Below are 25787 nucleotides of genomic sequence, written 5' to 3'. Positions count from 1 at the left end.
TCAATAAGCTTTATTCAAATTTTATTTCGACTGCTTAGGAAAATCAGAGCTTTGTCAGGATTGCTGATCACATTTGAAGGCGGAGAAGGCGCGGGGAAATCCACGCAGATTCTTGCTTTGGCTGATCATCTGCGCGCGCAAGGCTTTGAGGTGATTGTTACCCGCGAGCCCGGTGGCTCGGCAGGGGCAGAGGCTGTCCGTCATGTGATCTTAAGCGGCGCGGCAGAAACTTACGGGCCCGCTATGGAAGCCCTGTTGTTTGCCGCAGCGCGCAGCGATCATGTTGATCAGAAAATCCGACCTGCAATTGAAGCCGGACAGATTGTGCTGTGCGATCGCTTTATCGATTCCAGCCGTGTTTATCAGGGCATTAGCGGTAATCTTGATCCGCAATTCATGCAGTCGGTTGAACGCATTGCGATTGACGGCACCATGCCTGACCTGACTTTCATTCTCGATATTCCGGCCGATAAAGGTCTGGCGCGCGCAGGCTTGCGCCGCGGGACTGAAGTGGCTGATCGTTTTGAGAAGGAAACTATTGCCACCCATGAGGCGCGCCGTCAGGCATTTTTGGCCATTGCTGCCAGTGAGCCGCAGCGCTGCAAAGTGATTGATGCAGACCGCACAGTCGATGAGATCAGCGCGGAGATCGCCGCATTGTCTGATGCAGCAGTGAAACAACGGGAGGTGTCTGCCCATGGCTGAACAGGCACCAAACAGCACTTATGATGCGATTGACGGCGTTCCGGCACCGAATGCGACCGCTTTTTTGACTGCCCATGAGGATGTGCGGACATTTCTCGCGCAAGCCTACCAGGAAGGCCGCATGCACCATGCACTGCTGTTTGAAGGTTTGCAGGGCATTGGCAAAGCAACAACCGGCTTTCATCTTGCCGGTCATATGCTGAAATATCCGGACAGCGCAGCAGCACCGCAGCAGCTTGATACACCGGATTTAGATGCGGCGCCTTATCGTCAGATTTCGCAGGGTATGCATCCGGCGCTTCTGCATATTACGCGGCCATATGATGCCAAAACCGGCAAATACCGCACTGCAATTACGGTTGAAGAAATCCGCCGTATTACACATTTCCTGAGCCGCACATCCGGTGACGGTGCATGGCGTATTGTGATTATTGATCCTGCGGATGATATGAACCGCAATGCTGCCAATGCTCTGTTAAAAACGCTGGAAGAACCACCGGCACGGGCACTGTTTATTCTGATTTCCCATTCATCCGGTCGTTTGCTGCCAACCATTCGTTCACGCTGCCAGTCACTGGCGTTTAAGCCGCTGGATGATGCCGAGCTGAAACGTGCGCTGGAAGTTGCAGGCAGAGATGTCGGCATTGATGTTCAGGATCAGGCATATTTTGCAGCATTGAGTGCGCGGGCTGAAGGTTCTGTACGTAAGGCTCTGTTGCTTGTTGCCCATGGCGGGCTGGAAATTACGGATACAGTCGATACTGTTCTTGGCGGTAATCACTTTGATCTACTGAGAGCGCAGGCGCTTGCCGCCGTGCTCGGTGGTCGTGATGCTGACGTTCAAAACCAGCTGTTCCTTGAATATCTGCTGGATAAAGCCGCCGGACAGGCGCTTAGCCTTGCTGAACAAGGACAGGTTGTGCAGGCCAGCCAATGGTCGCAATTCTGGGATGATCTGCGCCGTGAAGCGTTGGAAACAGAGAGTTATAATCTCGACCGCAAACAAGCAGCACTGATCATGATGGAAAAGATGTATCGCGCAATGCGCAGCGGCATGCCGGTCTGAGGCTTGAGACCGGCTGATGCCGCCGAGCAGGCCGGTCGCTGTGGAAGTGCTAAAATGCACCACTCATACGATCAAAAACCGCATAAACAAGCATGAGTTTCTGATTTAGTTGCATTTAGGGCTGACTTCACGCCTGACATGCGATATGCCGGTTTTATCAGTTATCATCATATTGACTTCATGAGATAAAATATCTCGACAAGACGGATCCGACATGAGCCGCGAAAAATTTTATATCACCACCCCGATCTTCTATCCGAACGGCACGCCGCATATCGGCCATGCCTACACATCGATTGCTACCGATGCCATGGCGCGCTTCCAGCGTCTGGACGGCAAAGATGTGCTGTTTCTGACCGGTACAGACGAACATGGTCTGAAAATGCAGCAGACCGCTGAGAAGGAAGGCATTACACCGCTTGAACTGGCAGACAAGAACTCTGCCGTGTTCCGCGAAATGCTGGCGAAAATCGGCTCCAGCCATGACCAGTTCATCCGCACTACGGAAGACCGTCATTACAAAGCTTGTCAGGATATCTGGGAGCGTATGGTTGCCAACGGCGATATCTATCTCGACAGCTATGCCGGTTGGTATTCGGTTCGTCAGGAAGCCTATTTTGACGAAAGCGAAACAACCGTTGGTGAAGACGGCGTGCGCCGTGAGCCGATCGGTTCGCCGGTAGAATGGCATGAAGAAGAAAGCTATTTCTTCCGTCTGTCCAAATACCAGCAGCCGCTGATCGACTATTTCGAAAAGCATCCGGACTTTGTCGGCCCATCTGAGCGCCGCAATGAAGTGCTGAGCTTCATCAAATCCGGCCTGCGTGACCTGTCTGTTTCCCGCACCACCTTTGACTGGGGTGTGCCGGTGCCAGGCAACGACAAGCACGTGATGTATGTCTGGGTTGATGCCCTGACCAACTATCTCACCGCTATCGGCTATCCGGATATGGACGCGGAGAAGGCACAGTTCTGGCCTGCAACTGCCCATATTCTGGGTAAAGACATTGTGCGTTTCCATGCGGTTTACTGGCCTGCATTCCTGATGTCTGCCGGTTTGCCTCTGCCGGAACGTGTTTTCGCGCATGGTTTCCTGTTCAATCGCGGCGAGAAAATGTCGAAATCGGTTGGCAATGTGATCGATCCGTTCGCATTTATCGACCGTTACGGTCTGGATCAGGTGCGCTATTTCTTCCTGCGTGAAGTACCTTTCGGTCAGGACGGCAGCTACAATCACGAAGCGATTGTCAACCGTACCAATGCCGATCTCGCCAATGATCTTGGCAATCTGGCACAACGCTCGCTGTCGATGATCGCCAAGAACTGCGAAGGCAAAGTTCCGGAAAAAGCCAATTTCCATGAGGAAGACACGGCTATTCTGAAATTGGCTGAAGAAGCGCTGGATATCGCCCGTAATGCGATGAAAGTTCAGGCTATTCATCAGGCGCTGGCGGCAATTTTCAATGTGGTATCGGAAGCCAACCGTTACTTCGCGGCTCAGGAGCCTTGGGCTCTGCGCAAAACCGATCCGGTTCGCATGGGCACAGTTCTCTATACGACCGCTGAAGTGCTGCGTCGCGTTGCGATCATGACACAGGCCTATATCCCGACATCCTCAGCCAAGCTGCTGGATATTCTGGGTATTGCTGCAGACAAGCGCAGCTTTGCCGATCTCGGTGAAGTATTGGTCAGCGGTGCTGAACTGCCGGCACCAGAGCCGATCTTCCCGCGTTATGTGGAAACTGAAGAGTAATATCTTATATAAGATACGGGCGAATTATCGCCCGTATCATTTTCCCGAGTGCTAAACCTCGGGCAGGACTTTTATTATGCTTGTAGACAGCCATTGCCATCTCGATTTCGCTGATTTTGCAGAAGAGCGTGACGCGATTATTCAACGGGCACTTGATGCCGGTGTTGAAAAAATGATCACCATCTGCACCCGCGTGAAGAAGTTTGATCAGATCCTCGCCGTTGCAGAGAGCTATGATCAGGTTTATTGCTCAGTCGGCACCCATCCGAATAATGCGCATGAAGAACTGGATGTGACAGCTGATGAGCTGGTGCGTCTAGCGCAGCATCCGAAAGTCGTGGCCATCGGTGAAGCTGGTCTGGATTATCACTATGATTATTCAACACCGGAAGCCCAGCGCCAAGGTTTGCTGACCCATATTGAGGCATCGCGCCGTACACAATTGCCGCTTGTGATCCATGCCCGCAGCGCGGATGAGGATATGGCGGCATTGCTACGTGAAGAAACCACCAAAGGCGCGTTTCCGTTTATTCTGCATTGCTTCTCATCAGGGATTGAACTGGCACGTACGGGCGTTGAGCTGGGTGGCTATGTTTCTTTCTCCGGTATCATCACTTTCAAAAACTCTGCAGAAATTCGTGAAGCCGCAAAAATCGTGCCGCATGATCGTCTGCTGGTTGAAACAGATGCACCTTATCTGGCACCAATGCCACATCGCGGTAAGCGTAACGAGCCGTCCTATGTGGCGCATACGGCTGCGGTGCTGGCAGATGTCATTGGTGTGAGTGATGCGGAAATTCGCCGGATTACCGGTGAGAATGTGCTTCGCCTGTTCACCAAAATATCACGCTGATAATGCTTAATTAAATTATCAGAAAAACATTTCAACCTTTTGATATTTAATTATTAAAAGGCATATAAAAGCGGAATTGACATATGTCTGACTTCTATCGCTTTACAGTTCTTGGTTGCGGCTCATCTCCGGGTGTGCCGCGTCCGAACGGCGATTGGGGAAATTGCAATCCGCTCAATCCGAAGAACCGCCGTCGTCGCGCATCGCTGATGGTGGAGCGGGTCAGCAGCGCCGGTACAACGCGTGTGGTGATCGATACGGGGCCGGATTTTCGTTCCCAAATCATTGACGGTCTGGAAGGCAAACCTGACCATCATCTCGACGCTGTTGTTTATACGCACCCGCATGCAGACCATATCCACGGCATTGATGATCTGCGTAGCTTCATGCTGGACAATAAAAAGCTGATGCCGATTTACGCCAACCGTTTTACGCTCAACCGGCTCTACGAGGCTTTTGGCTACTGTTTTGCTACGCCTTACGGCTCCAGTTATCCGCCAATTCTGAGAGCGCATGAAATCACCAATACGGAGGATTTCAGCATTAACGGGGCAGGCGGCGCAATCCGCTTTCAGGCAATGCCATTGGTGCATGGCGATATTACCAGTCTTGGTTTTCGTATCGGCAATGTCGCTTATTGCTCTGATGTAAATGCTTTCCCGCCGGAAACCGCTTCATCGCTGGAAAATCTGGACGTTTTGCTGATTGACGCGCTGCAATATAAAACACATCCGAGCCATTTCAGTCTTGATGAAGCACTGGAATGGATTGCACGTTTGAAGCCGTGCCACGCTATTCTGACCCATATGCATGTGCCGCTGGATTATGATGAAGTGCGTGCCGCTTTGCCTGAAAACATCGAGCCTGCCTATGATGGTCTGGCATTTGAATGGCGTGCAGAAGCTGAATAGGTTCAGCCTGTTGTTTTCATTTGCAATTCAATAAACCTGTCCGTAGTTTCCTTTGGTGCAGTTATTCAGGAGACCATATCGCAGATATGGGGAAATAGCTGCAGCATGTGGAGGAAACTGATTTATGAAATTTACATTTGCTGAGCCTCAGCGCGCGCATAATCCGGCTATGTTTCTTTCGGCTGGTGCACGCAAACCTAATCCCGAAGTACCTGAGCGCATACAGCGACTTCTGACCGGCGCAAATGAGGCCGGACTTTCAATGATTGCAGCGCAGGATCATGGTCTGACGGCAGTGAGTGCCGTGCATAGTCCTGAATATCTGGAGTTTCTGCAGACCATTTACGGCCAGTGGCAAACAATCAATGGTGCATCGGATGAGGTTATTCCGAACATCCATCCGAACCGCCGTGATTTTTCCTATCCGACATCACCGGTTGGCCGTGCAGGATACCATATGGCCGATACGGCATGTCCGATTGCTGCGGATACGTGGAATTCAGCCTATTGGAGTGCACAGACTGCGATTGAAGCCGCGAAACTGGTGCAGAATGGTGAGCCTGCGGCCTATGCACTGTGCCGCCCGCCCGGACATCATGCCTATGCCGACATGGCTGGCGGCTTCTGCTTTCTGAACAACTCCGCGATCGCCGCGCAAATTCTGCGTGAGAGCCATGATCGTGTGGTTATTCTTGATGTTGATCTGCACCACGGCAACGGCACTCAGGGTATTTTCTACCATCGTGCAGATGTGATGACGGTTTCCATCCATGTTGATCCGTCGGTGTTCTATCCGTTCTTCTGGGGATATGTCTCAGAGCGCGGCGAGGGTGCGGGGCTTGGTTATAATTACAACCTGCCTTTGGCGCGTGGTTCCGGCAATCAGGAGTTTCTCGATGCGCTGGATCTGGCACTGGATCGTATTCGTGCCTATCGCCCCGGTGCTTTGGTGGTAGCTCTCGGGCTTGATGCCTCCGAGCATGATCCGTTTGGCGGCTTTACCGTTAATGAGCAAGGCTTCACCAGTATTGCTCAGAAATGCGCCAGCCTGAAACTGCCGACTGTGATTGTGCAGGAGGGCGGTTATATCTGTAATCAGCTTGGCGGAAATCTTACACATTTTCTGCGTGGATTTGGCGGCTGACTATTATCAGAATTACTATAAGCGGGTGAATATATGTTGCCCGCTTATATAAGGTTTCATCTTCTTATAATAAAAAATGAACCGTATAATGAATATTGCTGTTCCGCTGAAAATGCTTTTATGTATATTGAATCAAAATTTATAAACTCACCTACGGAATCTATTCAGATTTTTAAATCTGCATTTTTGCTGCGTTTCCTTCTCATAGTTTTACATTGCATTCAGGAATAACCCGGCCTTCAATCATCCTTAAAAGGGGATATCTGATGTGTTTAGCCTGTAATCCCGCAGTCACAGCCATTCTTAAAAATGCAGCCTCACGACGCAATTTCCTGAAATATATGGGCGTGGCCGCGACATCCGTTTTTGCTGCTCCGGTCTTAAGTGGTGGTTCTGCATTGGCCGCCTCACCAACTGAAGGCCCCGCTGATATCATTTTCAAGGGCGGCACAATTTTTACTGTTAATAAGGATAATGCCCGTGCAGAGGCTGTCGCTATTCGTGGCGATAAGATTATCGGCGTTGGCAAAGCAGATGATGTGCAGGCGCTGAGCGGTGCTCAAACGCGGATCATTGATCTTCAGGGGCGTACACTGATACCGGGCTTGATTGATCCGCATATGCATTCAACATTTGTGGTGCTGGACGACTGGATTGATGTCAGCCCGATGGCCACACCGAGCTTTGCTGAGGTTTGGACGCAGTTGCGGGAAGGTGCGGCAAAGGCCAAATCCGGAGACTGGATTCGTGCCAAGAATTTTGACCCGAGTATTACGCTGGATGCGCGTCCGCCGACTTTGGCAGAACTGGATGAGTTAGCGCCGAATAATCCGTTTTTCATGATCGAGAGCAATGGTCATATTGCTTATGCCAATAGTTTCGCAATGAAACTGTCCGGCGTTACCGAGGCAACCAAGGACCCGTCAGGCGCGCGTTTTGTACGCGATGCCAGTGGTAAGCTCAGCGGCAGGCTGGAAGAGAGCGCGGCGCAAGAGCCGTTTATTGCAAAAATGCCCCAGCCGACGGCGCAGGAAATTCAGAAGCGTATCCGTAATATGTTTGATCATGCGGCATCGGTTGGCTGCACCAGCCTGCATGATTGCAGTATTGGCATGCTGTCCGGCACGAATGATATTGCTCTGCTTGATGCAGTCATGGCTGATAATCCGCCGGTACGCTATCGCGGTATGCTGATTTCAACACTCATGGATGAATGGGACAAAATTGGTATTAAACCCGGTTATGGCAATGATCTGTTCCGGATTGGTGGCATCAAAGCTTGGGCAGACGGGTCCAATCAGGCGGAAACCGGTTATCAGCGCGAGAATTATCTCGGCAAAAACAGTCGGGGCACACTGAATTACAGTCTTGAGTAGATCACAGCAGTGATTGAGCGGGCGCATAAAGGCGGTTGGCAGGTTGGTGTGCATGCCAATGGCGATGCGGCTATTGATACGGTGCTTGAGGCCTATCAGGCAGTGTTGCAAAATGAGGGCACCAATGATCTGCGACACAGGATTGAGCATTGCAGCGTGTTCCATCCGGAGCAGATGGAGAAAATGGTGCAGCTCGGTTTGTCACCATCATTTTTGATCGGCCATGTACGGTGGTGGGGGAAAGCTTTCCGCGATCGCATTCTGGGGCCGGAACGCGCAAAATATTATGATCCATGTGCTTCTGCTCTGGCTGCAGGATTACGAATTTCCTTACATTCCGACTGGAGTGTAACGCCGATTGAGCCATTACGTTATATGCAGGACGCAGTGAGCCGCATTATGAATGAAGGCGGTGGCGTTTTCTTCTCTGATGAATGTATCTCAGCGGATGCAGCATTGCGTGCTGTGACTCTTGATGCCGCATGGCATTGCCATATGGATGATATTGTCGGCAGTATCGAAGTCGGCAAATATGCAGACTTCGCCATTCTCGAGCAGGATCCGACCAGCGGTGTCGCCGATATCGGTAAGATCAAAGTCAGCGAAACCTGGATGGCAGGGGAACAGCGTTACTCAGCATGATATTTTCGTGAGTACCTGTTTTTGCAGAATATTTTGATTTAGAGCGGCTTCAGTAAATGTTGAATCGTTGAAACCGCTCTAGCCTTTGTCTTCACGCGCATTTTATCCGAAAGCCGCTTTGCACTTTTCGGAATGCGCTCTAGTATACCTCAACTATAATTGAGGTGTGACGATGAGTTCCGGCAAACTAAAAGATACGCTGACGGTGGGCGATGTTGCCCGCCGTAGCGGTATTCCGGTTTCCACAATCCATTTTTATGAAACAAAAGAGCTGATCGCCGGCTGGCGTACGGCCGGAAATCAGCGGCGTTATCATCGCGCGGTGTTGCGGCGTATTGCGATTATCCGGATTGCGCAGCGGGCAGGGATTTCGCTCGCTATTATTCATGATGCACTGAAAGATTTGCCCCATGATCATGTGCCGACTGCACGCGACTGGCGGCAATTTACCAATAAATGGAAAGATATGCTGGAAGAGCGCATTGTCAGCCTGATGCAATTACGTGACCAGATTGCTACTTGTATCGGCTGCGGTTGTCTTTCACTTGCAGACTGTCCGCTCAGAAATCCGGATGACCGGTTGGCGCAGGAAGGTGCAGGGCCACAGCGCTTAATACAGAAGAGCCTCTGAATTGACGAATAAAGTTTTTTATAATTATCGCTTGACCTCAACTTAGCTTGAGATTCTATAAGCATGTCGGTACTTGCGACAACTTGTCAATTTGGCAGTTGTCGCGGGTATTCTTTTCAAGTGCCGCATGATTTCCGCATTGGTGAAAACCGGTGATGGCATGTGGTCGCAAATATCTCTTTGCGTTTTATCGCTTTTGGAGAGCCGACATGAATAAATATGAAACTGATATAAAACCGGCTGCTGCCACTCTGTTCGCGGCACATTTCAACACCATGAAGATCATGCGCCTCTCAGGCTATAAGGGGTGATGAAATGCCGGTTATGATTACAAGAATACTGGATGCGCAGTGGTTCGATGTTTTGGCACGTATACTGCTGACACTGGTGTTTTGGACAAGCGGTCTGGGTAAATTATTCGACTTTACGGCCAGCGCTGGCATTATGGATGACTTCGGCCTGCAACCGGGCTGGGCATATAATATAGCAACACTGATCCTGCAGATCGGCGCCTCGCTGATGATTATCTGTAACAGAGGTGTATGGCTCGCTACAGGTGCACTTGCTGTTTTTACAGTGCTGACAATTCCGATTGCACACCCGTTCTGGGCAAAGAGCGGTGAGGAGGCTTTTCAGGATATGACCGTAGCACTTGAACATATATCAGTGATTGGCGGATTGGCAGTATATGCCGTGTATTTCCGTCAGAGAGAGCGGATGCTTTTTCAGTAGACGAGTTACAAATCACTCTTCGGACATGGTCTGTGCCGGAGAGTGATTATCTGCATTGCAAAGACTGCTTAAAGGTAGGAGGCAATAATATTGATGAAAAACAATGAGATGCTGAAAATTGTAACCAGTGATACGACCCAGACACCAAAGGCTTTAATCTCTGCATATTGTGTACCGGACTGGCTTTCCAGATATTTTCTTTCGGCATAGGCTGCTATTACAACTGAAAGTGGCAGTCCGATTACCAGCAGCGACACAATAAGTGTTGTCATTTTAAAAATCATTATGCGCCCCTTGTTGTTCAGACCAGTTTCACTGGTTGCTCTTTAAAGTCTACAGAGCATTATTAGAATTGCAATCTCATTGCTTTTATTCACGTTTAATTGTTTTTCTTGCTTTTTGACAGCATAGAGACATTTGAATTGCTTAAATTACTGATATTTAAATTGAATATTTAATTCAACTATAGTCTGATTTTTTGTAGTTTATATTGAATTTCACTTCAATTTCTGCCATTGCGTCCGCATTAGCGGGAGGGAACCGCATGCTGGCATTTCCAATACTCTGTGATGCTATAAGGCAGAGAAGACAAATTCGTTTTATTTATAAATCACTTCGCTGGATGGTGGAGCCGTATTTGCTCGGCTACTCGCCGGATGGTGATATGGTTTTAAACGGCTGGGTTGTATCGCATCGCCATGAAACCGGCTGGCAGCAATTTCATGTGCCGCTCATTTCAAATGCCGTTTTGATGCAGAAGCGTTTTTTGCGGGCTCGATCAGATTATAATCCTTACGATAAATCCATCGCGCAGGTGGTCTGGCGTTTTGAAGGCTTTAATGCATCAATCGACGTCGGCGATTTCTGATTGATCATGCAGCAATCCGGCGTGATCGCTGCATGATGCGGGACAAAATCAAATAGCTCTGAGATCCTGAATCCAAGGGCCTGCATTGCGGGCATCGGCTTCATGCGGTTCGTCGCGCCATGTTTCTGCAAGGCTTGCCTGATACCAGTTTTGCATGGCGGGCTGGTTGCGCAGGAAATCAGCATAGTTTGCTGCTTTGTCGCTGAGCTTGATGCCGTAGGTCTGGAAACGGAAGGCTATCGGTGCAAAAAAGGCATCGACGGCACTGAATTGCTCACCGGCCAGAAACGACCCGCCGAACGTATCCAGCCCTTCAATCCATAGCTGTTCAATGCGGCTGATATCCTTGAGCAGAGCCGGTTCGGTCTTTGCACTGATATCAATGCGCAAACCGATATTATTGGTGCAAATGCTACGCAATGTATGAAAGCCTGAATGCATTTCTGCGGTTGCACAACGTGCCCAGGCTTTGGCTTTTTTGTCCTGCGGCCAGACCTGCGGATAATCATCCGCTACATATTCAGTGATGGCGAGAGAGTCCCAGACAGCAATAACGCTGCCATCTTTTTGCTGGTCGGAGAGGCAAGGCACCTGACCGGTTGGGGACGGGTTTTTATGCCAATCCGGACTGCCGAACGGGATCAGAACTTCTTCAAAAGGGATTTCGAGCTGTGTCATCAAGAGCCATGGCCGGAGCGACCATGTGGAGTAGTTTTTATTGGCGATAATGAGTGTGTACATGGCATTAAATCCCTGATGCAGATGCAACACTCATTCCATGAAATACGTATTTGGCATAGAAAAAACAGTAATCTGTAGCAAAAATTGATACAAACCTGACAAAACCTTATAAAATCGCAGCAATGACAGGGAAACTTGAATCGGCTGAATGCCCTCGTGTATTCCCGTGCAGTTTCGAAAAAGACGGACAAAATTTATGCATATCAGACCTCTCGTTTCAGAGGATCGTTACAGACTTACCGAGATTTGGCGCGCCGCCGTTGAGGCAACCCATGACTTTCTGACTGTTGCCGATATTGATTATTACGAACCGCTTGTGCGGGATAGTTATCTGCCTGCCGTAGAAGTCTGGGTTGCAGAAGATGCACAAGGCGCACTCACCGGTTTTATCGGCTTGTCTGAAAACAAAGTGGAAATGCTGTTTGTTGATCCGGCCGTTAAAGGGCAGGGCATTGGCCGTGCATTGCTCGACCATGCACATAGCCTGAAAGGTCGCCTTGACGTTGATGTGAATGAGCAGAACCCGTTAGCCGTGGGGTTCTATCTGAAATATGGTTTTATCCAAACCGGCCGTTCAGAGACAGACGGCGAGGGCAAGCCTTTCCCGATTATTCACTTGGCACAGCCTCAGACTTGCTCTTGATATAGGCCAACAGATCATCGATCTGGCTTTCCCAAAGCCCCCAGAACCGCATGCTGGTGCCGGGCATCATCGTTTTCGGGGACGTAAGAAATTCTTTGAGCGTTGCATCATTCCAGATCAGGCCGTTTTCACCGGCCTGTCGCATGGCTTCAGAGTAACGAAAGCCTTCAATTGTGCCTGCTTTGCGCCCTTGCAGATCCACCAGGTGCGGTCCCATCCGATTGGTCGGATGATCCAGCGTATGGCAAAAATAGCATTTCTTATAAATCTTCTCACCATTCTTCACATCGGCTTCTGCCTGTGCCGCTACAGGCGCGAGCAGTGAGAGAATGAGGATTGAAGTTTTAAAAACGCGAAACATTGCAGCTACCATTCAGCCATAAGTCTGTTCGGACTGCTTTAGGCCGGATCAGCACCAGCTGCAATGCGACACCGGTAAAACTGCTGTGTACCGGTGCCGCGTGATATTAGAGCGCCGTGTGCCAGACTTGGCACACAAAGGTCGCTCTAACACTTTAAAATGAGAGCATAATTTCACTTCAAACTGATCTAAGTTTAAGGAATTATGCTCTAGTCCTTCTGTCCTAGTGTCAGCGCTAAGGTGAGTAATGCTGAGATTATGCAATAGGCTACTAACGGCAGCACCGTATCACCGCCGAGAAGCAGAACCGCAATGGTTCCGCCAATACTGACCACCAGACTTTCAATGCAATAATAGATTGCTGTGGCCATACCGGCATAAGCGCCAAAGGCTTTGAGTGCGCCATTGGCTGTGACTGAACAGGTGAGTGCAATACCGGCGGCAACAAGCCACATAATCAATATGAAAACGATGAGGTTCAGTTCTGCGATCCAGCCTGCAAAGAACAGCAGGATACCACCAGTCATAATCAACAAGACACCACGCCTTAAAGTGCCGCGCAGCCCCCACCATTTGGTGTAATTGCCTGCAAAGCGGGCGAAGATCACCATGACAATCGCAACACTTGCAAAACACAGACTGAATGTAACGGAAGACAGGCCGAGCTTATCCATTAGCAGGCGAGGTGATGTTGAGAAATAGACGAAGAATGCGCCCATAGCTGTACTGAAACCGGTGGTATAGGTCCAGAATGGCCGGTTTGTCAGAATAGACTGCAATTTTCTCCATGGTTTCGGCTCGCCATCATGATGCCTGATCGGGCGTGTTTCAGGCCAGCGTATTGCGGCATGAATACAAGCTAAAGCACCGCATGCAGCCAGCAGCCAGAAAATACTGCGCCAGCCGAATTGAATATCCAGCAAGGAACCAAGCAGCGGTGCCAATGCCGGTACAAAAGCCAGCATGGAACCAAACAAACTGTAGATCACAGCACTTTCCGGACGTTCGGCATAAACATCCCGCACCGTGGCAAAGGTTGCCACCAGCATGGCCGCAGCACCGGCTGCCTGTAACAGCCGTAAAACCAGAAACAGATTGGCAGAGCCGGTGAGTGCCAGACCCGCTGATGCCGCGCTGAATAGAAATGCGCCGCCAAGCAGAACCGGTCTGCGTCCGACCTTGTCAGACAGGGGGCCGAAAATGAGCTGACCGGTTCCCAGTAAAGTCATATAGAGGCTGAGGGTCAGCTGCACCACTGCCGGATTGGTTTGCAAGGCTTCTGTCATATGCGGAACCACGGGCAGATAAATATCCATCCCCATGGAGGCCAGAAGATCAAAAGGCGCCATCAGAAAAAGCGCTGCACCAAGTGTAAAGTGCCATTGCACCGGCAGATTTCCCTCTGCGGGTTGCAAAGACCTGTTTTTTAAAGAAGACATGAGTTGAATCCACATGAATGTGGCATGCATACAGAACATCATCCGCAACAGTGCTTAAAGCATCCGGCGGAGCATGGTTCTGAATGTTACGCCGTAAATTTACTTCAGATGATAAAATTTACGGCTGACGGGTTGCGGATTCGACTTTGCTCATAATGCGCATTCTTTAGGTCATTTGTCGGGTTATTGTCAAAGTCCTGTTTTTGCTTTGCGCGGATGCTGATTTCAGTTTGCCGTAACAACCGCGTGCATATAAAATATTGCTGAGGTATCTGAGGAGCTGAATATGGCTAAGCTGGTTGTTGAGAAATATAGTGATGGACAGTTCGAGAAGAGAGTGAATGTTCCGCTCTCACTGGTGCGGATTGCTGCACGCATTTTGCCGGATGCAGCGCTCGCGCAACTGAAAATTAAAGGCCTTGACCTCAGGACGCTCAGTGCTGCAAGCGTTACAAATCAGCCTTATCAGACGGTTTTGGATGTGCGTGAAAAGCACCGGAACAAGACAGTTGTGATTTCGCTGCAGGACTGATCACACTATCTGGTGCACAGAGGTGTAGCTCTACGAAAACCCGCAGATAAACACAAATGTGAGTGGTTTATCGGCCATGCGGCACTATGATCGCGGGAAGAATGTCGGTCTTTGATTGACTGGACGGTGTATTTTTGCCAAATCAGCGCAAATGATTTTCATGGAAGCACAGGATGATCCCTGTATAATGCCTCTGTGTTTATTGCAGAATGTTGCGGCGCTGTTGTAAGTCCTGTCAGGCAAATGCTGCGATGTGAGTTTGAGATTATGACGTGCATCAGATGCACAGGAAAGGTTTAGGGCTATGACAGCCGATTTCCGCGAGCTTCGTGTTAATATGGTTGATACGCAGATCCGCACAACGGATGTGACGGATCTTGCTGTTCTGGATGCTTTTCTGGCAGTTCCGCGTGAAGAATTTGTACCTGCGCAGCGCCGCGAACTGGCTTATATTGATGAAGATCAGGTTCTGGCAGAAACAGCTGAAGGCGTGCGCTATCTGATGGAGCCGTCACCGGCAGCCCGTCTGGTGCAGCTTGCTCTGGTAAAGAAGCAGGATGTGGTTCTGGATATCGGTTGCGGTACCGGCTATCTCGCAGCGGTTTTGTCTCAGCTGGCAAGCTCAGTGATTGCTCTTGAAAGCAATCCTGACTTTGTAGCGGCCGCGACTGAAAAACTTCAGACGCTCGGCTGTGACAATGTTGTTGTCGTCAGCGGTGAACTGACCGCCGGTTACGCCAAGGAAGCTCCGTTTGATGTGATCATCATCGAAGGCGCTGTGGATTTCGTTCCGGAAGCACTTCAGGCTCAGCTCAGAGACGGCGGCCGTCTGGTTGCGATCGAAGGGCAGGGCAATATGGGCGTCGCTCATATTTATGTTAAAGAAGACGGTATTGTTTCCCGTCGCGGTGTTTTTAACGCGGCAGTGAAATTGCTTCCAGGCTTCAGCCGCTCGGCAGAATTTGTGTTCTGATCAGCACACATACGATTGATAAAACAGGCCTGCCGGATCATAATCCGGCAGGCTTTTTGTTTATGACGGATATTTGAGCTTAAAATCTCCGGATAAACTGATATGTTTCGTTTGCTGAAAGCACTTTAAACGGCTCGCAAAGCGTAAAATTGTGCAAAATAGGGCAGATCGCTAATTGTTGTTTTGGCAACAATAACAATTTGTTTATTAATGAGTTAGCCTGACGGGTGGAAAATCCGATTTTTACCCGTTATTAGCAAATACCCGAATGAGTTTGGGAATTTTGATTCGAATTGTATGGGGTAAACCGTGGTCAATTTCAGCAAACAGGTTTTAGCTGTTGCACTCTTAGCGAGCACGGTACTCGCACCGGCACCTGTCATGGCGGAAACGCTGTTTGGTGCTATGCAAAAAGCGTATCACAATAATGCGTCACTCAATTCATCCCGCGCGGGTCTTCGCGCCGTTGATGAAGATGTGGCGATTGCCAAATCCGGCTACCGTCCGACTTTGAACGGTACTTATAAATACGGTCGCAGCCGCAACGGCGTGACAGACCAGTACTCAACCACAGGCGAAGTCGGCATCCAGCTGAACCAGACGCTGTTTGATGGTTTCCAAACAAAAAACAATGTGGCGACGGCCGAAAGCACCGTATTTGCTCAACGCGAAAGACTTCGCAATGAAGAGCAGAACCGTCTGTTCGAAGCCGTACAAGCCTATATGGATGTGTATCAGAACCGCCAGATTGCTTCACTGCGCCAGAAAAATCTGGCTGCAATGAATGAGCAGGTTCGTTCTGCAAAAGCTCGTCTTGATGTTGGTGAAGGTACACGTACAGACGTAGCTCAGGCTGATGCCCAGCGTTCATCTGCTATTGCGCAGCTCAATGCAGCTCTGGCTAATGTAAAATCAGCTGAAGCTGTTTATCGTCAGGTCACCGGTGCAACACCGGATAAGCTTCAAGCAGCAAAGCCTGCCGGCAGATCCCTGCCAAAGAGCATTGCTCAGGCCTATGCTGTTGCTGAATCCGGTCATCCGGGCATCAAAGCAACTCAATTTGCGATGGATGCTGCCGGTCATAATGTGAAAGCCAAAGAAGGGGCATTGCTGCCAACAGTTGGTCTCACAGCATCTGCTTCGCATTCCAGCGTTTACTCCGGTCTGCCTATGGCGGGTAACGGTAATTCCGCATCGATTGGTGTTGGTGTGACTGTTCCGATCTATTCCGGCGGTAAGAACTCGGCAACTGTTCGCAAATCCAAGGAACAGCTCGGTCAGGCGCGTATTGAAATTGATGTGGTTCAGGATCAGGTTCGCGCAGCTGTTGCGTCTTCATGGTCGCAACTTGAATCTGCTAGAGCTTCGCTTTCCGCTTATCAGGACGGTATCTCCGCAGCACGTCTTGCATTGGAAGGCGTGGTTGAAGAACGCAATGTTGGTCAACGTACCACACTCGACGTTTTGAACGCGCAGAATGATCTGGTTGATATTCAGATTCAGCAAGTTCAGGCTGAGCGTGATGTTGTTGTGGCGAGCTATGCTGTTCTCTCGGCGGTTGGTCGTCTGACCGCTACCCAGATCGGTTTGCAGGTTGCAGAATATAAGCCTGAACAGCATTATGATGCTGTGAAAGATAAATGGATTGGTCTGCGTACGCCGGATGGCCGTTAATCGACCGATTTATATGTTTTAAAAAAGCGGCGCTCAATGCGCCGCTTTTTTTATAATACCTGTTAGAGCGAGATAATGATGATGTTGAAATTACTCATTCCTCTTTGGCTGTGTATTGTAGGCCTGCCTGCTCAGGCCGCAGAATACATAACATCGTCTTCTGGCTTATCAGGCACGCTATTACTGCCCGTTCATCATGAAAAAAATTCAAAGATGAAGGTTGTTCTGATAGTAGCAGGCTCGGGTGCTGTCGATCGTGATGGGAATGTTGCTAATCTCAAGAATAACAGCTTGAAATATTTAGCTGAAGCACTGGTAGATAACGGAATTGCCAGCTTGCGTTATGACAAGCGTGGTGTTGCAGGCAGTGCATCTTCGATTGTCCCTGAAAGGGATTTGCGCTTTTCCAATAATGTCAATGATATGCTGGATTGGTATGAGCTGCTTGAGAAGGATGAGAGGTTTTCCGACATCCTCTTGTTGGGGCATAGTGAAGGGGCTTTAGTTGCAACTCTGGCAGCGCAAAAAATCCAGCAACAAAAGAAGGAGAAACTTAAAAGCATTATTTTATTGACTGCTGCGGGCTCACCAGCCGCAGAAATATTAAAGACACAGCTTATCGCTGCGCAACTGCCCCATGATATGTTGCAAAGGGCACTGACAATTTTGCTGGACCTGCAGAACGGGCAGAGAGTTGATACTGTGCCGCACGAGTTGAATGCGTTGTTCAGACCTTCAGTACAAGATTATGTTATTTCATGGTTTGCATTGGATCCGGCAAAGGAGTTGGCGCATGTCACTGTTCCGGTGCTGATTGTATCTGGCGGGCAGGATATACAGGTGCCGATAGTTGAAGCCAAAAAACTGGACGCTGTCGGAAAAGGCCGATGGGTGCATATCGAAAATATGAACCACATACTCAAGCCGTTAGATACAGACCGTGTCAAAAACCTTGCCAGCTATAGCAATCCTCATCTGAAACTTGCACCGGAATTGCTTCCCGCATTGGTGAGTTTCATACAAGAGTAGCATTAGCGGGAAACTCTCCGTCGAAAGAACGGTTAAAAAACACTTAAGAAATCTGTGTTTTACGCTGGGGAGGCCTCTGCAGGGATTCTCAAATCACGAATGCTTCTGTAGTTTAGACGTAAGATTCGTTGAATTTTGAAATTGAAGAATTTTTACGCATAGCCGTTGAAGTGCAGCAATCGTTGCTGAGACTTTTCCGGAATATGCGCCAGACAAAGGATGCTGCACGATATGGCACAGACTTCCAGCGCAACACGTGAACCGTCCATGGAAGAAATTCTGGCTTCCATCCGCAGAATTATTGAAGACAGCGATGTTACCAAGCAGGCAACAGCTGAGCTGACTGCCACCCCGAAAGCACCGGAACCAGCCGCTGAAGACCGTCGCGGTGAGGTTACCCAGTTTCCGCGTCCTGTTGCGGTTGAAACCATCCAGACTGAAGCGCGTGCTTCTGCGCCGACTTTCTCACTGGATGCCGTTTTGCGCGGTAGCATCAGCGAGCAGCAGACATCTGAAGCGACACGCGCTGAACAGCATGAGCGTAATGTTGCGCATGTGCGGATTGCAACAGTTAATCCGCCTGTGCCGCCGGTCGTTGTAGCGGTTGCAGAGCAGCCAAAAAGCGATGCCATAAAAATGTCCGAGGCGCTGCTTATGCAGGTGGCTGAAAAGCGGGTTGTTTCCATGCCCCAGCCAACTGCAAAAGAAGAGGCCGCACCGGTGACAGAGAGTGCAACTGAAACTGCAACACATAGTTTTTCTGCCGCGACTGAAGAAAAGCCGCTGATCTCGCAGGCTGCTGAAAAGCAGGTTGCCGCATCTTTCGGCAGTCTTAGTCAGGCTCTGCTCGAAGAGCAGAAGCGCCTGCTGAATGACAAAATGGAAGCAATGTTGCGTCCGATGCTGCAGGAATGGCTGGATACCAATTTGCCGCCGCTTGTCGAGCGTCTTGTCCGTGAAGAAATCGAACGGGTTGTTCGTCGCGGTTAGAGCATTTGCGAGCCAAAAGTGCGAAGCGCGTCCGCAGGGAAATCAGTTCGCCGGACTGATTTCTTTTCCTGCTACGATGTGTCGGATAATGCGTTAAAATAAATAGTTACAGCGGTTCCAACGATACAGTCTTAACTGGCACCGCTGTAAGTCATGTGACTTTGCGGTCAATATAAAGAAAATTATAGCCCCGCTGCCGCTGTAGTCGGGGCTATTTTTATGGCAACAGTCACCCTATATAGATTATAGAAATATCGTGATTTGCAATGTGAGGCACGCAGTCTGTCTTGATTCTTTGTTTTAAACTTGCTTTGAAACGCACAAAGAGTCTTGTCCGTTATGAATATATGATTATGCCTGCCTGAGGCGGCGCGTAACATAAGTTTCATACTGCCTGCCTTCATATAAAGAGACAGAGTTTTTATGTTAGAGAAAACCTACGATTCCGCGGCCACAGAGCCAAAAATTGCTGAACTTTGGGAAAAGGCCGAGGCTTTTAAAGCCGGTGCCGGTTCCAAGCCTGGTGCGGATCCGTTTGCGGTGGTGATCCCGCCGCCGAATGTTACCGGTTCTCTGCATATGGGCCACGCGCTCAACAATACAATTCAGGACATTATGGTGCGCTTTGAGCGTATGCGCGGCAAGAATGTGCTGTGGCAGCCAGGTATGGACCATGCCGGTATTGCAACGCAGATGGTTGTTGAACGCCAGTTGATGGAACGGCAGGAGCCGAACCGTCATGCGATGGGGCGTGAGAAATTTGTTGAGCGTATCTGGCAGTGGAAAGAAGAATCCGGTGGTCTGATTTTCAATCAGCTGCGTCGTCTTGGTGCGTCCTGTGACTGGTCGCGCGAGCGCTTTACCATGGATGAAGGCTTGTCGAAAGCTGTTCTCGAAGTTTTCGTAACGCTCTACAAAGAAGGCCTGATTTACAAAGACAAGCGTCTGGTAAACTGGGATCCGAAATTGCTGACCGCTATTTCCGATCTGGAAGTTGAACAGCGTGAAATCAAAGGCAATCTCTGGCACTTCCGCTACCCGCTGGAAGGCGTGGCTTTTGATGCCGAAAATCCGGATACTTATATTGTTGTTGCGACAACGCGCCCTGAAACCATGCTGGGCGATAGCGGTATTGCGGTTAATCCGGAAGATCCGCGCTATCAGGCACGTATTGGCAAAAATGCTGTTCTGCCGCTTGTCGGTCGTGCGCTGCCGATTGTTGGCGATGATTATGCTGATCCGGAATCCGGTTCCGGCGCGGTAAAGATTACGCCTGCCCATGACTTCAACGACTTTGAAGTTGGTAAGCGTAATAATCTTCGTAAAATCAACATCATGTCGCCGGAAGCTAAAATTCTTCTGAAAGATAATGAAGATTTTTCTGAAGGTCTGACTGCATCCCCTGAGCTTGATGCTTTGGTTGAGCGCTTCCATGATGAAGACCGCTTCAAGGCGCGTAAAGCCATCGTTGAGATGATGGATGAGGGCGGCTATCTCGAAAAGATCGAAGATCACACACATATGGTTCCACATGGTGACCGTGGCGGCGTGCCTATTGAGCCGTTGCTGACTGACCAGTGGTATGTAAATGCTGCGGAAATGGCCAAGCCTGCGATTGAGAGCGTTCGTGAAGGCCGCACGGCAATCGTGCCTAAAACATGGGAAAAAACCTATTATGACTGGATGGAAAACATTCAGCCTTGGTGTATTTCCCGTCAGCTTTGGTGGGGACATCAGATCCCTGCATGGTACGGCCCGGATGGTGCGATCTTTGTTGAGAAGTCGGAAGCAGAAGCTGTTGCGGCTGCTGAGAAGCATTATGGTGCGCCAACCGAACTGACCCGCGATTGCGACGTTCTGGATACATGGTTCTCGTCGGCTCTGTGGCCATTCTCGACCCTTGGCTGGCCGGATAAGACGCCGGAACTCGACACCTATTATCAGACGGACGTTCTGGTAACCGGTTTTGACATCATCTTCTTCTGGGTTGCCCGTATGATGATGATGGGGCTGCACTTCATGAAAGAAGAGCCGTTCCACACCGTTTATGTTCACGCTCTGGTGCGCGACAAGAACGGTGCGAAAATGTCGAAATCCAAAGGCAATGTTATCAATCCGCTCGATCTGATTGATGAATATGGTGCCGATGCGCTGCGTTTCTCGCTGGCAATCATGGCAGCCCAAGGGCGTGACGTGAAGCTTGATCCGGCACGTATCGCCGGTTACCGCAATTTCGGTACCAAGTTGTGGAATGCGACACGTTTTGCGCAGATGAACGGCGTGAGCCGTCAGCCGGATTTCAAGCCGGAAGATGCAAAGCTGGCCGTTAATCGCTGGATTTTGACCGAACTGACACGGGCAACGAAAGCAGTTACCGAAGGCATCACAACTTACCGCTTCAATGATGCGGCAGGATCAGCCTATCGCTTTGTCTGGAACCAGTTCTGTGACTGGTATCTGGAACTTCTCAAGCCGATTTTTATGGGCGATGACGAAGATGCAAAGCGTGAAGCACAGGCCTGTGCTGCTTATTGTCTGGATGAAATCTACAAGCTGCTGCATCCGTTTATGCCGTTCATGACGGAAGAACTGTGGGGCCTGACAGCCGGTGAAGGCCAGAGCCGTGATACACTGCTCGCGCATGCACCATGGCCGGAATTGAGCTTTGAAGATTCATCGGCAGCGGATGATATCAACTGGTTGATTGAGCTGGTAAGTGGTATCCGTTCGGTTCGTTCAGAAATGAATGTGCCGCCGTCAGCTCAGGCACCGCTTGCGGTTCTGGAAGCCAACGACCTGACCAAAGAGCGTCTGGCACATCATGATGCGGCGATCAAACGTCTGTCGCGTGTTGCTGATATCAGCCTGTCTGATGCTGCGCCAAAAGGCTCTGCACAGCTGGTTGTGGGCGAGGCAACCTATTGCATGCCGCTCGGCAGCCTGATTGATCTTGGTGCGGAAATGGCGCGCCTTGAGAAAGAAAACGGCAAGCTGGCAGCGGAAATGGAAAAGATCGACAAGAAACTCTCAAACGAGAAATTTGTTGCCAATGCCAAGCCGGAAGTGGTGGAAGCTGATCGTGCCCGTTTTGCGGAATTGCAGGAAGCACAGAGCAAGATTGCTGTCGCGCAGCAGCGTCTGAAAGATGCTGAATAAGCAAGTTCTCTCACTTCGCTGAATCATTGTTCCGCCCTTGAGCCAGACAGGTTTGAGGGCGGAATTATTTTATCCTGTATTTGAAACGAATTCCGGTCAGATTTCGGCTGCAATCCGCATGAAACCGCTAAACCTGTAATCTCATTGATTCTGTATGATATTTTTCAAGTCTCTAACTATATGAATTTTTTATATTAATTTAAAAATACTGTAGCTTTCAGACCAAATTATCTGTAATTTCTTTGGCGAGAAACATGACAAAATCAGGTTAATGCAAAGCCCGATATCTGTGTTTGTGGTCGAATATTATGATTTCAGGACAATAATAAGCGATTGTCTTTTTTGCGTGATATTTTTAACACAGAGCGCATTTGGCAAAGAGAAACCTGCAAAAATTGGCATTTCAAAGGGTGGTTTGCGCGATAAATCATAAAAAATCTTCGTAAAGCAGCCCAATTTTCGCTTTTTGGGGAAAGCGAAAACGAACCGTCAGTTCGCTAGCTGTTTCTTGGCCTTGCAGAACCTATTCGGCATGTTACGCTCACGTCAAAATTAAGTATAAAAATTGAGGGACACTATGCTTAAAACTGCATTTAAAGTTTCTGCTGTAACGCTGGCATTATCGGGAGGGATATTGACTGCACATGCCGGCGGTTTGGAGCGCAGTTCGCAGGATTTCGATATTCTGTTTGATGACGGTAACGTGGTCGAAACCGGCGCAACATTTGTTACACCGCAGCGTAAACTAAAGAATATTCGTGGTAATCCTTTTCCAGTAAATCCGGTACCGGATCAGAATTTTGGTAAACCTTTTGATACTGAAGTGGATGAAGGTAAATCCTATTGGGTGCCAAAGGTTTCTGCAAAATTCCAGTTAACTGATGATCTCGCCTGTGCTGCACAATATCGTCAGCCATGGGGTATTGATACAGATTCCGGTATTAATAATGCCCGTATGTTTGGCGCTATTAAGCAAAAAATCTCATCCAATGATTATGGTTTAAACTGCTCTTATCGTTTTGCGGCAGGTGACAAAAGCTTTTTCCGGATTCTCGGTGGCGTGAGCTATCAGCAGTTGAAGGGTGAGCAGACTAAAATATCGCCATTACCGCTTCCTACGGGTTTGGCATATGGCAATAGCCGCCTTGATGTTGACGATTCAGCATTTGGCTGGCGCTTAGGTGCTGCTTATGAAATTCCTGAAATCGCTTTACGTGCCAGCCTCGTTTATCAATCCAAAGTGAATTATAAACTTGAAGGTAATGTCGATATTGATGTGGCTGGTGCGCCACTCAGCTTTACGACACCAGTTATCGGCAGTGTTGCCACACCGCAATCGGTTGAGTTCAAATTCCAGACAGGTATTGCGCCGGATTGGTTAGCACTGGCTTCGATCAAATGGACAGATTGGAAAAGCATTACCGCTGTTAGCTTTCTGAATGATGGCTCTCAGCCATTCTTAGGCCGAATTCCTGTCGGTTCTGAAGTTACCTCCCTGGACCTCTATTACAAAGATGGCTGGACACTCATGGGTGGTGTCGGGCACAAGTTTAATGACAAGTGGTCCGGTGCTGCAACTCTTACGTGGGATCGTGGTACAACCACAGGCCTTACTTCACAGACAGATGTCTGGTTGCTGGGGCTGGGGGCAAATTATAAGGCAACCGAACATCTTGAGTTCCGTCTTGCCGGTGCTGTTGGTATCCTCACTTCCGGTACTTTGGACAATACACTTGCAGCCAAGAATGGCGGAAGCCAGTTTGGTTCCAAAGCTGACTTTGGCACAGACGTTGTTGGCGGTATGACGCTTTCGGCAAAATACCGTTTCTGATCTGATTGTCAGATAAACAAAAGGCGCTGTGATTGTGGTGATCACAGCGCCTTTTATATGAATATTTTAGCGGCTTATTTTTCCAGACGAGCGAGCAGGGACGATGTATCCCAGCGGCCGCCGCCAAGCTTCTGGACATCTTTATAATATTGATCGACCAGAGCAGTCAGAGCCAGTGTTGCTCCATTGCGATCGGCTTCTTCTAGGCAGATTTTCAGATCTTTGCGCATCCAGTCTGCTGCAAAACCGAACTCATATTCGCCTTGGATCATTGTTGGCGTACGGTTTTCCATCTGCCATGAACCGGCAGCGCCTTTGGAAAGCACATCAATAACCGTCTGAATATCAAGACCAGCGCATTTGCCGAAATGAATGGCTTCTGCCAGCCCCTGCACAATACCGGCAATACAAATCTGGTTCATCATCTTGGCAAGCTGGCCATTGCCGACAGCCCCCATCAGTCCGACTGAACGGGCATAGGCACTAATGACTGGTTTGGCTTTGTCGAATGCAGCTTCATCGGCACCGCACATCACAGTGAGAACACCATTTACAGCACCGGCCTGACCACCGGAAACCGGCGCATCGATGAAATGGAAACCGCGCTTGCGGGCTTCTTTATCAAGCTCACGGGCAACTTCAGCGGATGCTGTTGTATTATCAATGAATACCGCATCTTTGTTCATGGTGTGGAATGCACCATTTTTGCCAAGTGTTACCTCACGCAGATCATCATCATTGCCGACACAGCAGAAAACGTAATCCTGCCCCTGAGCAGCTTCAGCAGGCGTTGCCGCAAAGCTGCCTTTAAACTCCTGCGCCCAGGCCTGTGCTTTAGCAATTGTGCGATTATAAACTGTAACCTCATGCTCACCACGGGTTTTAAGGTGTCCCGCCATCGGATAGCCCATTACGCCGAGGCCAATAAATGCAACTTTAGCCATTTCTCTCCCATTCCATCATTCTGCAGAAGACGTTTTGTTATGGTATTCGTAAGGAAGAATGTCGGTTTTAGCAACAGAGAGCGCCGGAGCATTTTTCAGTCAAGTCAGATCAACTTGGCCTCGTAATTATGCGACAAACTAAACAAACCAGAGCGAGCGCCATGATCTAATCTGAACGTAAAGCGCTCCAGGCTGTTTCATTGATATTGCAAACAGATAGACCGTGGTGGTGCTACCGCAGACAGAGGCTTTGCCTCCTGTAATAGTGAGAATTCAATCCCGTAACTGTGTACTGAAACTATGGATCACATTGGGTTTTTGCAGTAGTTTTTGCGGAGCATGAACAGGAGAACAGAGTTATGAATCAGAGTGATGAAGCGGTAAATGGTGCTTGCCATTGCGGAACAGTGCAGTTTCGGGTGAAGTTATCTGACGGGCTCAATACAGCGCGCCGTTGCACCTGTTCTTATTGCCGGATGCGTGGAGCTGTTGCAGTTTCTGCTCAGGTTGGTGGTTTGGAAATTACCAGCGGTGAGGAGGCTCTGACACTCTACCAGTTCAACACCAAGGCTGCGAAACACTATTTCTGCTCTGTTTGCGGGATTTATACGCATCATCAGCGCCGCTCCAACCCTCAGCAATATGGCATTAATGCCGCTTGTCTCGAAGGTGTCAGCCCGTTTGATTTTGACGAAGTGATTGTTAATGACGGCGTTAATCATCCGGCAGATGATAAATCGCCAAACCGGCCGTCTTATGTCGGGATATTGAAATATATCCGCTGCGAGTAATG

Annotated in this window: 23 protein-coding genes and 1 pseudogene; 19 read left to right on the top strand and 5 right to left on the bottom strand. The window is 49.4% G+C overall.

Going from position 1 to position 25787, the window contains the following annotated elements:
• The first annotated feature begins 51 nt into the window (after positions 1-51).
• The 9 genes and pseudogenes from tmk to DFR47_RS04540 all read left to right on the top strand — a co-directional run bounded on the left by tmk (position 52) and on the right by DFR47_RS04540 (position 9813).
• The gene (gene tmk, locus DFR47_RS04580) at positions 52-705 is read left to right on the top strand and encodes a dTMP kinase (protein ID WP_113943125.1); all 654 of its coding nucleotides are present in this window, start codon (positions 52-54) and stop codon (positions 703-705) included.
• Positions 698-1771, top strand: a complete 1074-nt coding sequence (locus DFR47_RS04575; protein ID WP_113943124.1) for a DNA polymerase III subunit delta' — start codon at positions 698-700, stop codon at positions 1769-1771. Before tmk ends, DFR47_RS04575 begins: the two co-directional genes overlap by 8 nt.
• Before the next feature lie 214 nt (positions 1772-1985).
• Positions 1986-3524: a methionine--tRNA ligase gene (gene metG / locus DFR47_RS04570; RefSeq protein ID WP_113943123.1), complete on the top strand. Its 1539-nt coding sequence runs from the start codon at positions 1986-1988 to the stop codon at positions 3522-3524.
• A 76-nt stretch (positions 3525-3600) separates the two neighbouring features.
• Positions 3601-4377: a TatD family hydrolase gene (locus tag DFR47_RS04565; RefSeq protein WP_113943122.1), complete on the top strand. Its 777-nt coding sequence runs from the start codon at positions 3601-3603 to the stop codon at positions 4375-4377.
• An 83-nt stretch (positions 4378-4460) separates the two neighbouring features.
• Entirely contained in the window at positions 4461-5288 is an 828-nt protein-coding gene (locus DFR47_RS04560) for an MBL fold metallo-hydrolase (protein ID WP_113943121.1), read from the top strand.
• A gap of 124 nt (positions 5289-5412) precedes the next feature.
• Positions 5413-6432, top strand: coding sequence for a histone deacetylase family protein (locus tag DFR47_RS04555; protein ID WP_113943120.1), 1020 nt, complete (start codon positions 5413-5415; stop codon positions 6430-6432).
• Positions 6433-6698: 266 nt separating this feature from the next.
• Positions 6699-8450 (top strand): annotated as a pseudogene (locus DFR47_RS04550) (amidohydrolase).
• Positions 8451-8622: 172 nt separating this feature from the next.
• On the top strand, positions 8623-9081 hold the full coding sequence (soxR, locus tag DFR47_RS04545; RefSeq protein WP_113943119.1) for a redox-sensitive transcriptional activator SoxR: 459 nt from the start codon (positions 8623-8625) through the stop codon (positions 9079-9081).
• Positions 9082-9396: 315 nt separating this feature from the next.
• Positions 9397-9813: a DoxX family protein gene (locus DFR47_RS04540; protein ID WP_113943118.1), complete on the top strand. Its 417-nt coding sequence runs from the start codon at positions 9397-9399 to the stop codon at positions 9811-9813.
• A 68-nt stretch (positions 9814-9881) separates the two neighbouring features.
• On the opposite strand, the gene DFR47_RS04535 is transcribed toward DFR47_RS04540, so the two are convergent.
• On the bottom strand, positions 9882-10085 hold the full coding sequence (locus DFR47_RS04535; RefSeq protein ID WP_147245488.1) for a hypothetical protein: 204 nt from the start codon (positions 10083-10085) through the stop codon (positions 9882-9884).
• A gap of 272 nt (positions 10086-10357) precedes the next feature.
• On the opposite strand from DFR47_RS04535, the gene DFR47_RS21530 reads away from it, so the two are divergent.
• Positions 10358-10681 carry a WYL domain-containing protein gene (locus tag DFR47_RS21530; RefSeq protein ID WP_147245486.1) on the top strand — a complete coding sequence of 108 codons (324 nt, stop codon included), beginning with the start codon at positions 10358-10360 and terminating at the stop codon, positions 10679-10681.
• A gap of 48 nt (positions 10682-10729) precedes the next feature.
• On the opposite strand, the gene DFR47_RS04525 is transcribed toward DFR47_RS21530, so the two are convergent.
• Positions 10730-11422: a glutathione S-transferase family protein gene (locus DFR47_RS04525; RefSeq protein WP_113943115.1), complete on the bottom strand. Its 693-nt coding sequence runs from the start codon at positions 11420-11422 to the stop codon at positions 10730-10732.
• Positions 11423-11618: 196 nt separating this feature from the next.
• Between DFR47_RS04525 and DFR47_RS04520 the strand changes: the two genes are divergently transcribed.
• Positions 11619-12065: an acetyltransferase gene (locus DFR47_RS04520; protein ID WP_113943114.1), complete on the top strand. Its 447-nt coding sequence runs from the start codon at positions 11619-11621 to the stop codon at positions 12063-12065.
• Here the strand turns inward: DFR47_RS04520 and DFR47_RS04515 are convergent.
• Both DFR47_RS04515 and cml read right to left on the bottom strand, forming a co-directional pair.
• Positions 12031-12426 (bottom strand): c-type cytochrome, encoded by a 396-nt coding sequence (locus tag DFR47_RS04515; protein WP_170137438.1) that lies wholly within the window; start codon positions 12424-12426, stop codon positions 12031-12033. The two genes, DFR47_RS04520 and DFR47_RS04515, sit on opposite strands and share 35 nt — an antisense overlap.
• A gap of 209 nt (positions 12427-12635) precedes the next feature.
• On the bottom strand, positions 12636-13865 hold the full coding sequence (gene cml, locus DFR47_RS04510; protein ID WP_113943259.1) for a CmlA/FloR family chloramphenicol efflux MFS transporter: 1230 nt from the start codon (positions 13863-13865) through the stop codon (positions 12636-12638).
• Positions 13866-14151: 286 nt separating this feature from the next.
• On the opposite strand from cml, the gene DFR47_RS04505 reads away from it, so the two are divergent.
• From DFR47_RS04505 to DFR47_RS04475, 7 genes are all read left to right on the top strand, one after another.
• A complete protein-coding gene (locus tag DFR47_RS04505; protein ID WP_113943112.1) occupies positions 14152-14397 on the top strand; it encodes a hypothetical protein in 246 nt (81 codons plus the stop codon).
• A 304-nt stretch (positions 14398-14701) separates the two neighbouring features.
• Entirely contained in the window at positions 14702-15370 is a 669-nt protein-coding gene (locus DFR47_RS04500; protein WP_113943111.1) for a protein-L-isoaspartate O-methyltransferase family protein, read from the top strand.
• A 309-nt stretch (positions 15371-15679) separates the two neighbouring features.
• A complete protein-coding gene (locus DFR47_RS04495) occupies positions 15680-17044 on the top strand; it encodes a TolC family outer membrane protein (protein WP_483470589.1) in 1365 nt (454 codons plus the stop codon).
• Positions 17045-17119: 75 nt separating this feature from the next.
• Positions 17120-18073: an alpha/beta hydrolase gene (locus tag DFR47_RS04490; RefSeq protein ID WP_113943109.1), complete on the top strand. Its 954-nt coding sequence runs from the start codon at positions 17120-17122 to the stop codon at positions 18071-18073.
• 231 nt (positions 18074-18304) lie between these two features.
• Positions 18305-19063 (top strand): PopZ family protein, encoded by a 759-nt coding sequence (locus DFR47_RS04485; protein WP_170137437.1) that lies wholly within the window; start codon positions 18305-18307, stop codon positions 19061-19063.
• Between the two features lie 423 nt (positions 19064-19486).
• Positions 19487-22219 (top strand): valine--tRNA ligase, encoded by a 2733-nt coding sequence (locus DFR47_RS04480; protein ID WP_113943107.1) that lies wholly within the window; start codon positions 19487-19489, stop codon positions 22217-22219.
• A gap of 577 nt (positions 22220-22796) precedes the next feature.
• Positions 22797-24050, top strand: coding sequence for an OmpP1/FadL family transporter (locus DFR47_RS04475; RefSeq protein ID WP_113943106.1), 1254 nt, complete (start codon positions 22797-22799; stop codon positions 24048-24050).
• A gap of 74 nt (positions 24051-24124) precedes the next feature.
• Here the strand turns inward: DFR47_RS04475 and DFR47_RS04470 are convergent, their stop codons facing one another.
• The gene (locus DFR47_RS04470; protein WP_113943105.1) at positions 24125-24994 is read right to left on the bottom strand and encodes an NAD(P)-dependent oxidoreductase; all 870 of its coding nucleotides are present in this window, start codon (positions 24992-24994) and stop codon (positions 24125-24127) included.
• Between the two features lie 359 nt (positions 24995-25353).
• Here DFR47_RS04470 and DFR47_RS04465 point away from each other — a divergent pair, with 359 nt between their 5' ends.
• The gene (locus DFR47_RS04465) at positions 25354-25785 is read left to right on the top strand and encodes a GFA family protein (RefSeq protein ID WP_113943104.1); all 432 of its coding nucleotides are present in this window, start codon (positions 25354-25356) and stop codon (positions 25783-25785) included.
• Positions 25786-25787 lie beyond the last annotated feature (2 nt).

Origin of the sequence: Pseudochrobactrum asaccharolyticum, from assembly GCF_003314995.1 — a bacterium.
In the GTDB taxonomy this organism is placed as follows: Bacteria; Pseudomonadota; Alphaproteobacteria; order Rhizobiales; family Rhizobiaceae; genus Pseudochrobactrum; species Pseudochrobactrum asaccharolyticum.
The sequence above is the reverse complement of the archived record's forward strand: the minus strand, read 5'-3'. Positions and strand labels throughout refer to the sequence as shown.

Bases quoted from the DNA above. Each gene is read 5' to 3' on its own strand.
- DFR47_RS04575 (WP_113943124.1), top strand. From the start codon at position 698: ATGGCTGAACAGGCACCAAACAGCACTTATGATGCGATTGACGGCGTT.
- metG (WP_113943123.1), top strand. From the start codon at position 1,986: ATGAGCCGCGAAAAATTTTATATCACCACCCCGATCTTCTATCCGAAC.
- DFR47_RS04565 (WP_113943122.1), top strand. From the start codon at position 3,601: ATGCTTGTAGACAGCCATTGCCATCTCGATTTCGCTGATTTTGCAGAA.
- DFR47_RS04560 (WP_113943121.1), top strand. From the start codon at position 4,461: ATGTCTGACTTCTATCGCTTTACAGTTCTTGGTTGCGGCTCATCTCCG.
- DFR47_RS04555 (WP_113943120.1), top strand. From the start codon at position 5,413: ATGAAATTTACATTTGCTGAGCCTCAGCGCGCGCATAATCCGGCTATG.
- soxR (WP_113943119.1), top strand. From the start codon at position 8,623: ATGAGTTCCGGCAAACTAAAAGATACGCTGACGGTGGGCGATGTTGCC.
- DFR47_RS04540 (WP_113943118.1), top strand. From the start codon at position 9,397: ATGCCGGTTATGATTACAAGAATACTGGATGCGCAGTGGTTCGATGTT.
- DFR47_RS04535 (WP_147245488.1), bottom strand. From the start codon at position 10,085: ATGACAACACTTATTGTGTCGCTGCTGGTAATCGGACTGCCACTTTCA.
- DFR47_RS21530 (WP_147245486.1), top strand. From the start codon at position 10,358: ATGCTGGCATTTCCAATACTCTGTGATGCTATAAGGCAGAGAAGACAA.
- DFR47_RS04525 (WP_113943115.1), bottom strand. From the start codon at position 11,422: ATGTACACACTCATTATCGCCAATAAAAACTACTCCACATGGTCGCTC.
- DFR47_RS04520 (WP_113943114.1), top strand. From the start codon at position 11,619: ATGCATATCAGACCTCTCGTTTCAGAGGATCGTTACAGACTTACCGAG.
- DFR47_RS04515 (WP_170137438.1), bottom strand. From the start codon at position 12,426: ATGTTTCGCGTTTTTAAAACTTCAATCCTCATTCTCTCACTGCTCGCG.
- cml (WP_113943259.1), bottom strand. From the start codon at position 13,865: ATGTCTTCTTTAAAAAACAGGTCTTTGCAACCCGCAGAGGGAAATCTG.
- DFR47_RS04505 (WP_113943112.1), top strand. From the start codon at position 14,152: ATGGCTAAGCTGGTTGTTGAGAAATATAGTGATGGACAGTTCGAGAAG.
- DFR47_RS04500 (WP_113943111.1), top strand. From the start codon at position 14,702: ATGACAGCCGATTTCCGCGAGCTTCGTGTTAATATGGTTGATACGCAG.
- DFR47_RS04490 (WP_113943109.1), top strand. From the start codon at position 17,120: ATGATGATGTTGAAATTACTCATTCCTCTTTGGCTGTGTATTGTAGGC.
- DFR47_RS04485 (WP_170137437.1), top strand. From the start codon at position 18,305: ATGGCACAGACTTCCAGCGCAACACGTGAACCGTCCATGGAAGAAATT.
- DFR47_RS04480 (WP_113943107.1), top strand. From the start codon at position 19,487: ATGTTAGAGAAAACCTACGATTCCGCGGCCACAGAGCCAAAAATTGCT.
- DFR47_RS04475 (WP_113943106.1), top strand. From the start codon at position 22,797: ATGCTTAAAACTGCATTTAAAGTTTCTGCTGTAACGCTGGCATTATCG.
- DFR47_RS04470 (WP_113943105.1), bottom strand. From the start codon at position 24,994: ATGGCTAAAGTTGCATTTATTGGCCTCGGCGTAATGGGCTATCCGATG.
- DFR47_RS04465 (WP_113943104.1), top strand. From the start codon at position 25,354: ATGAATCAGAGTGATGAAGCGGTAAATGGTGCTTGCCATTGCGGAACA.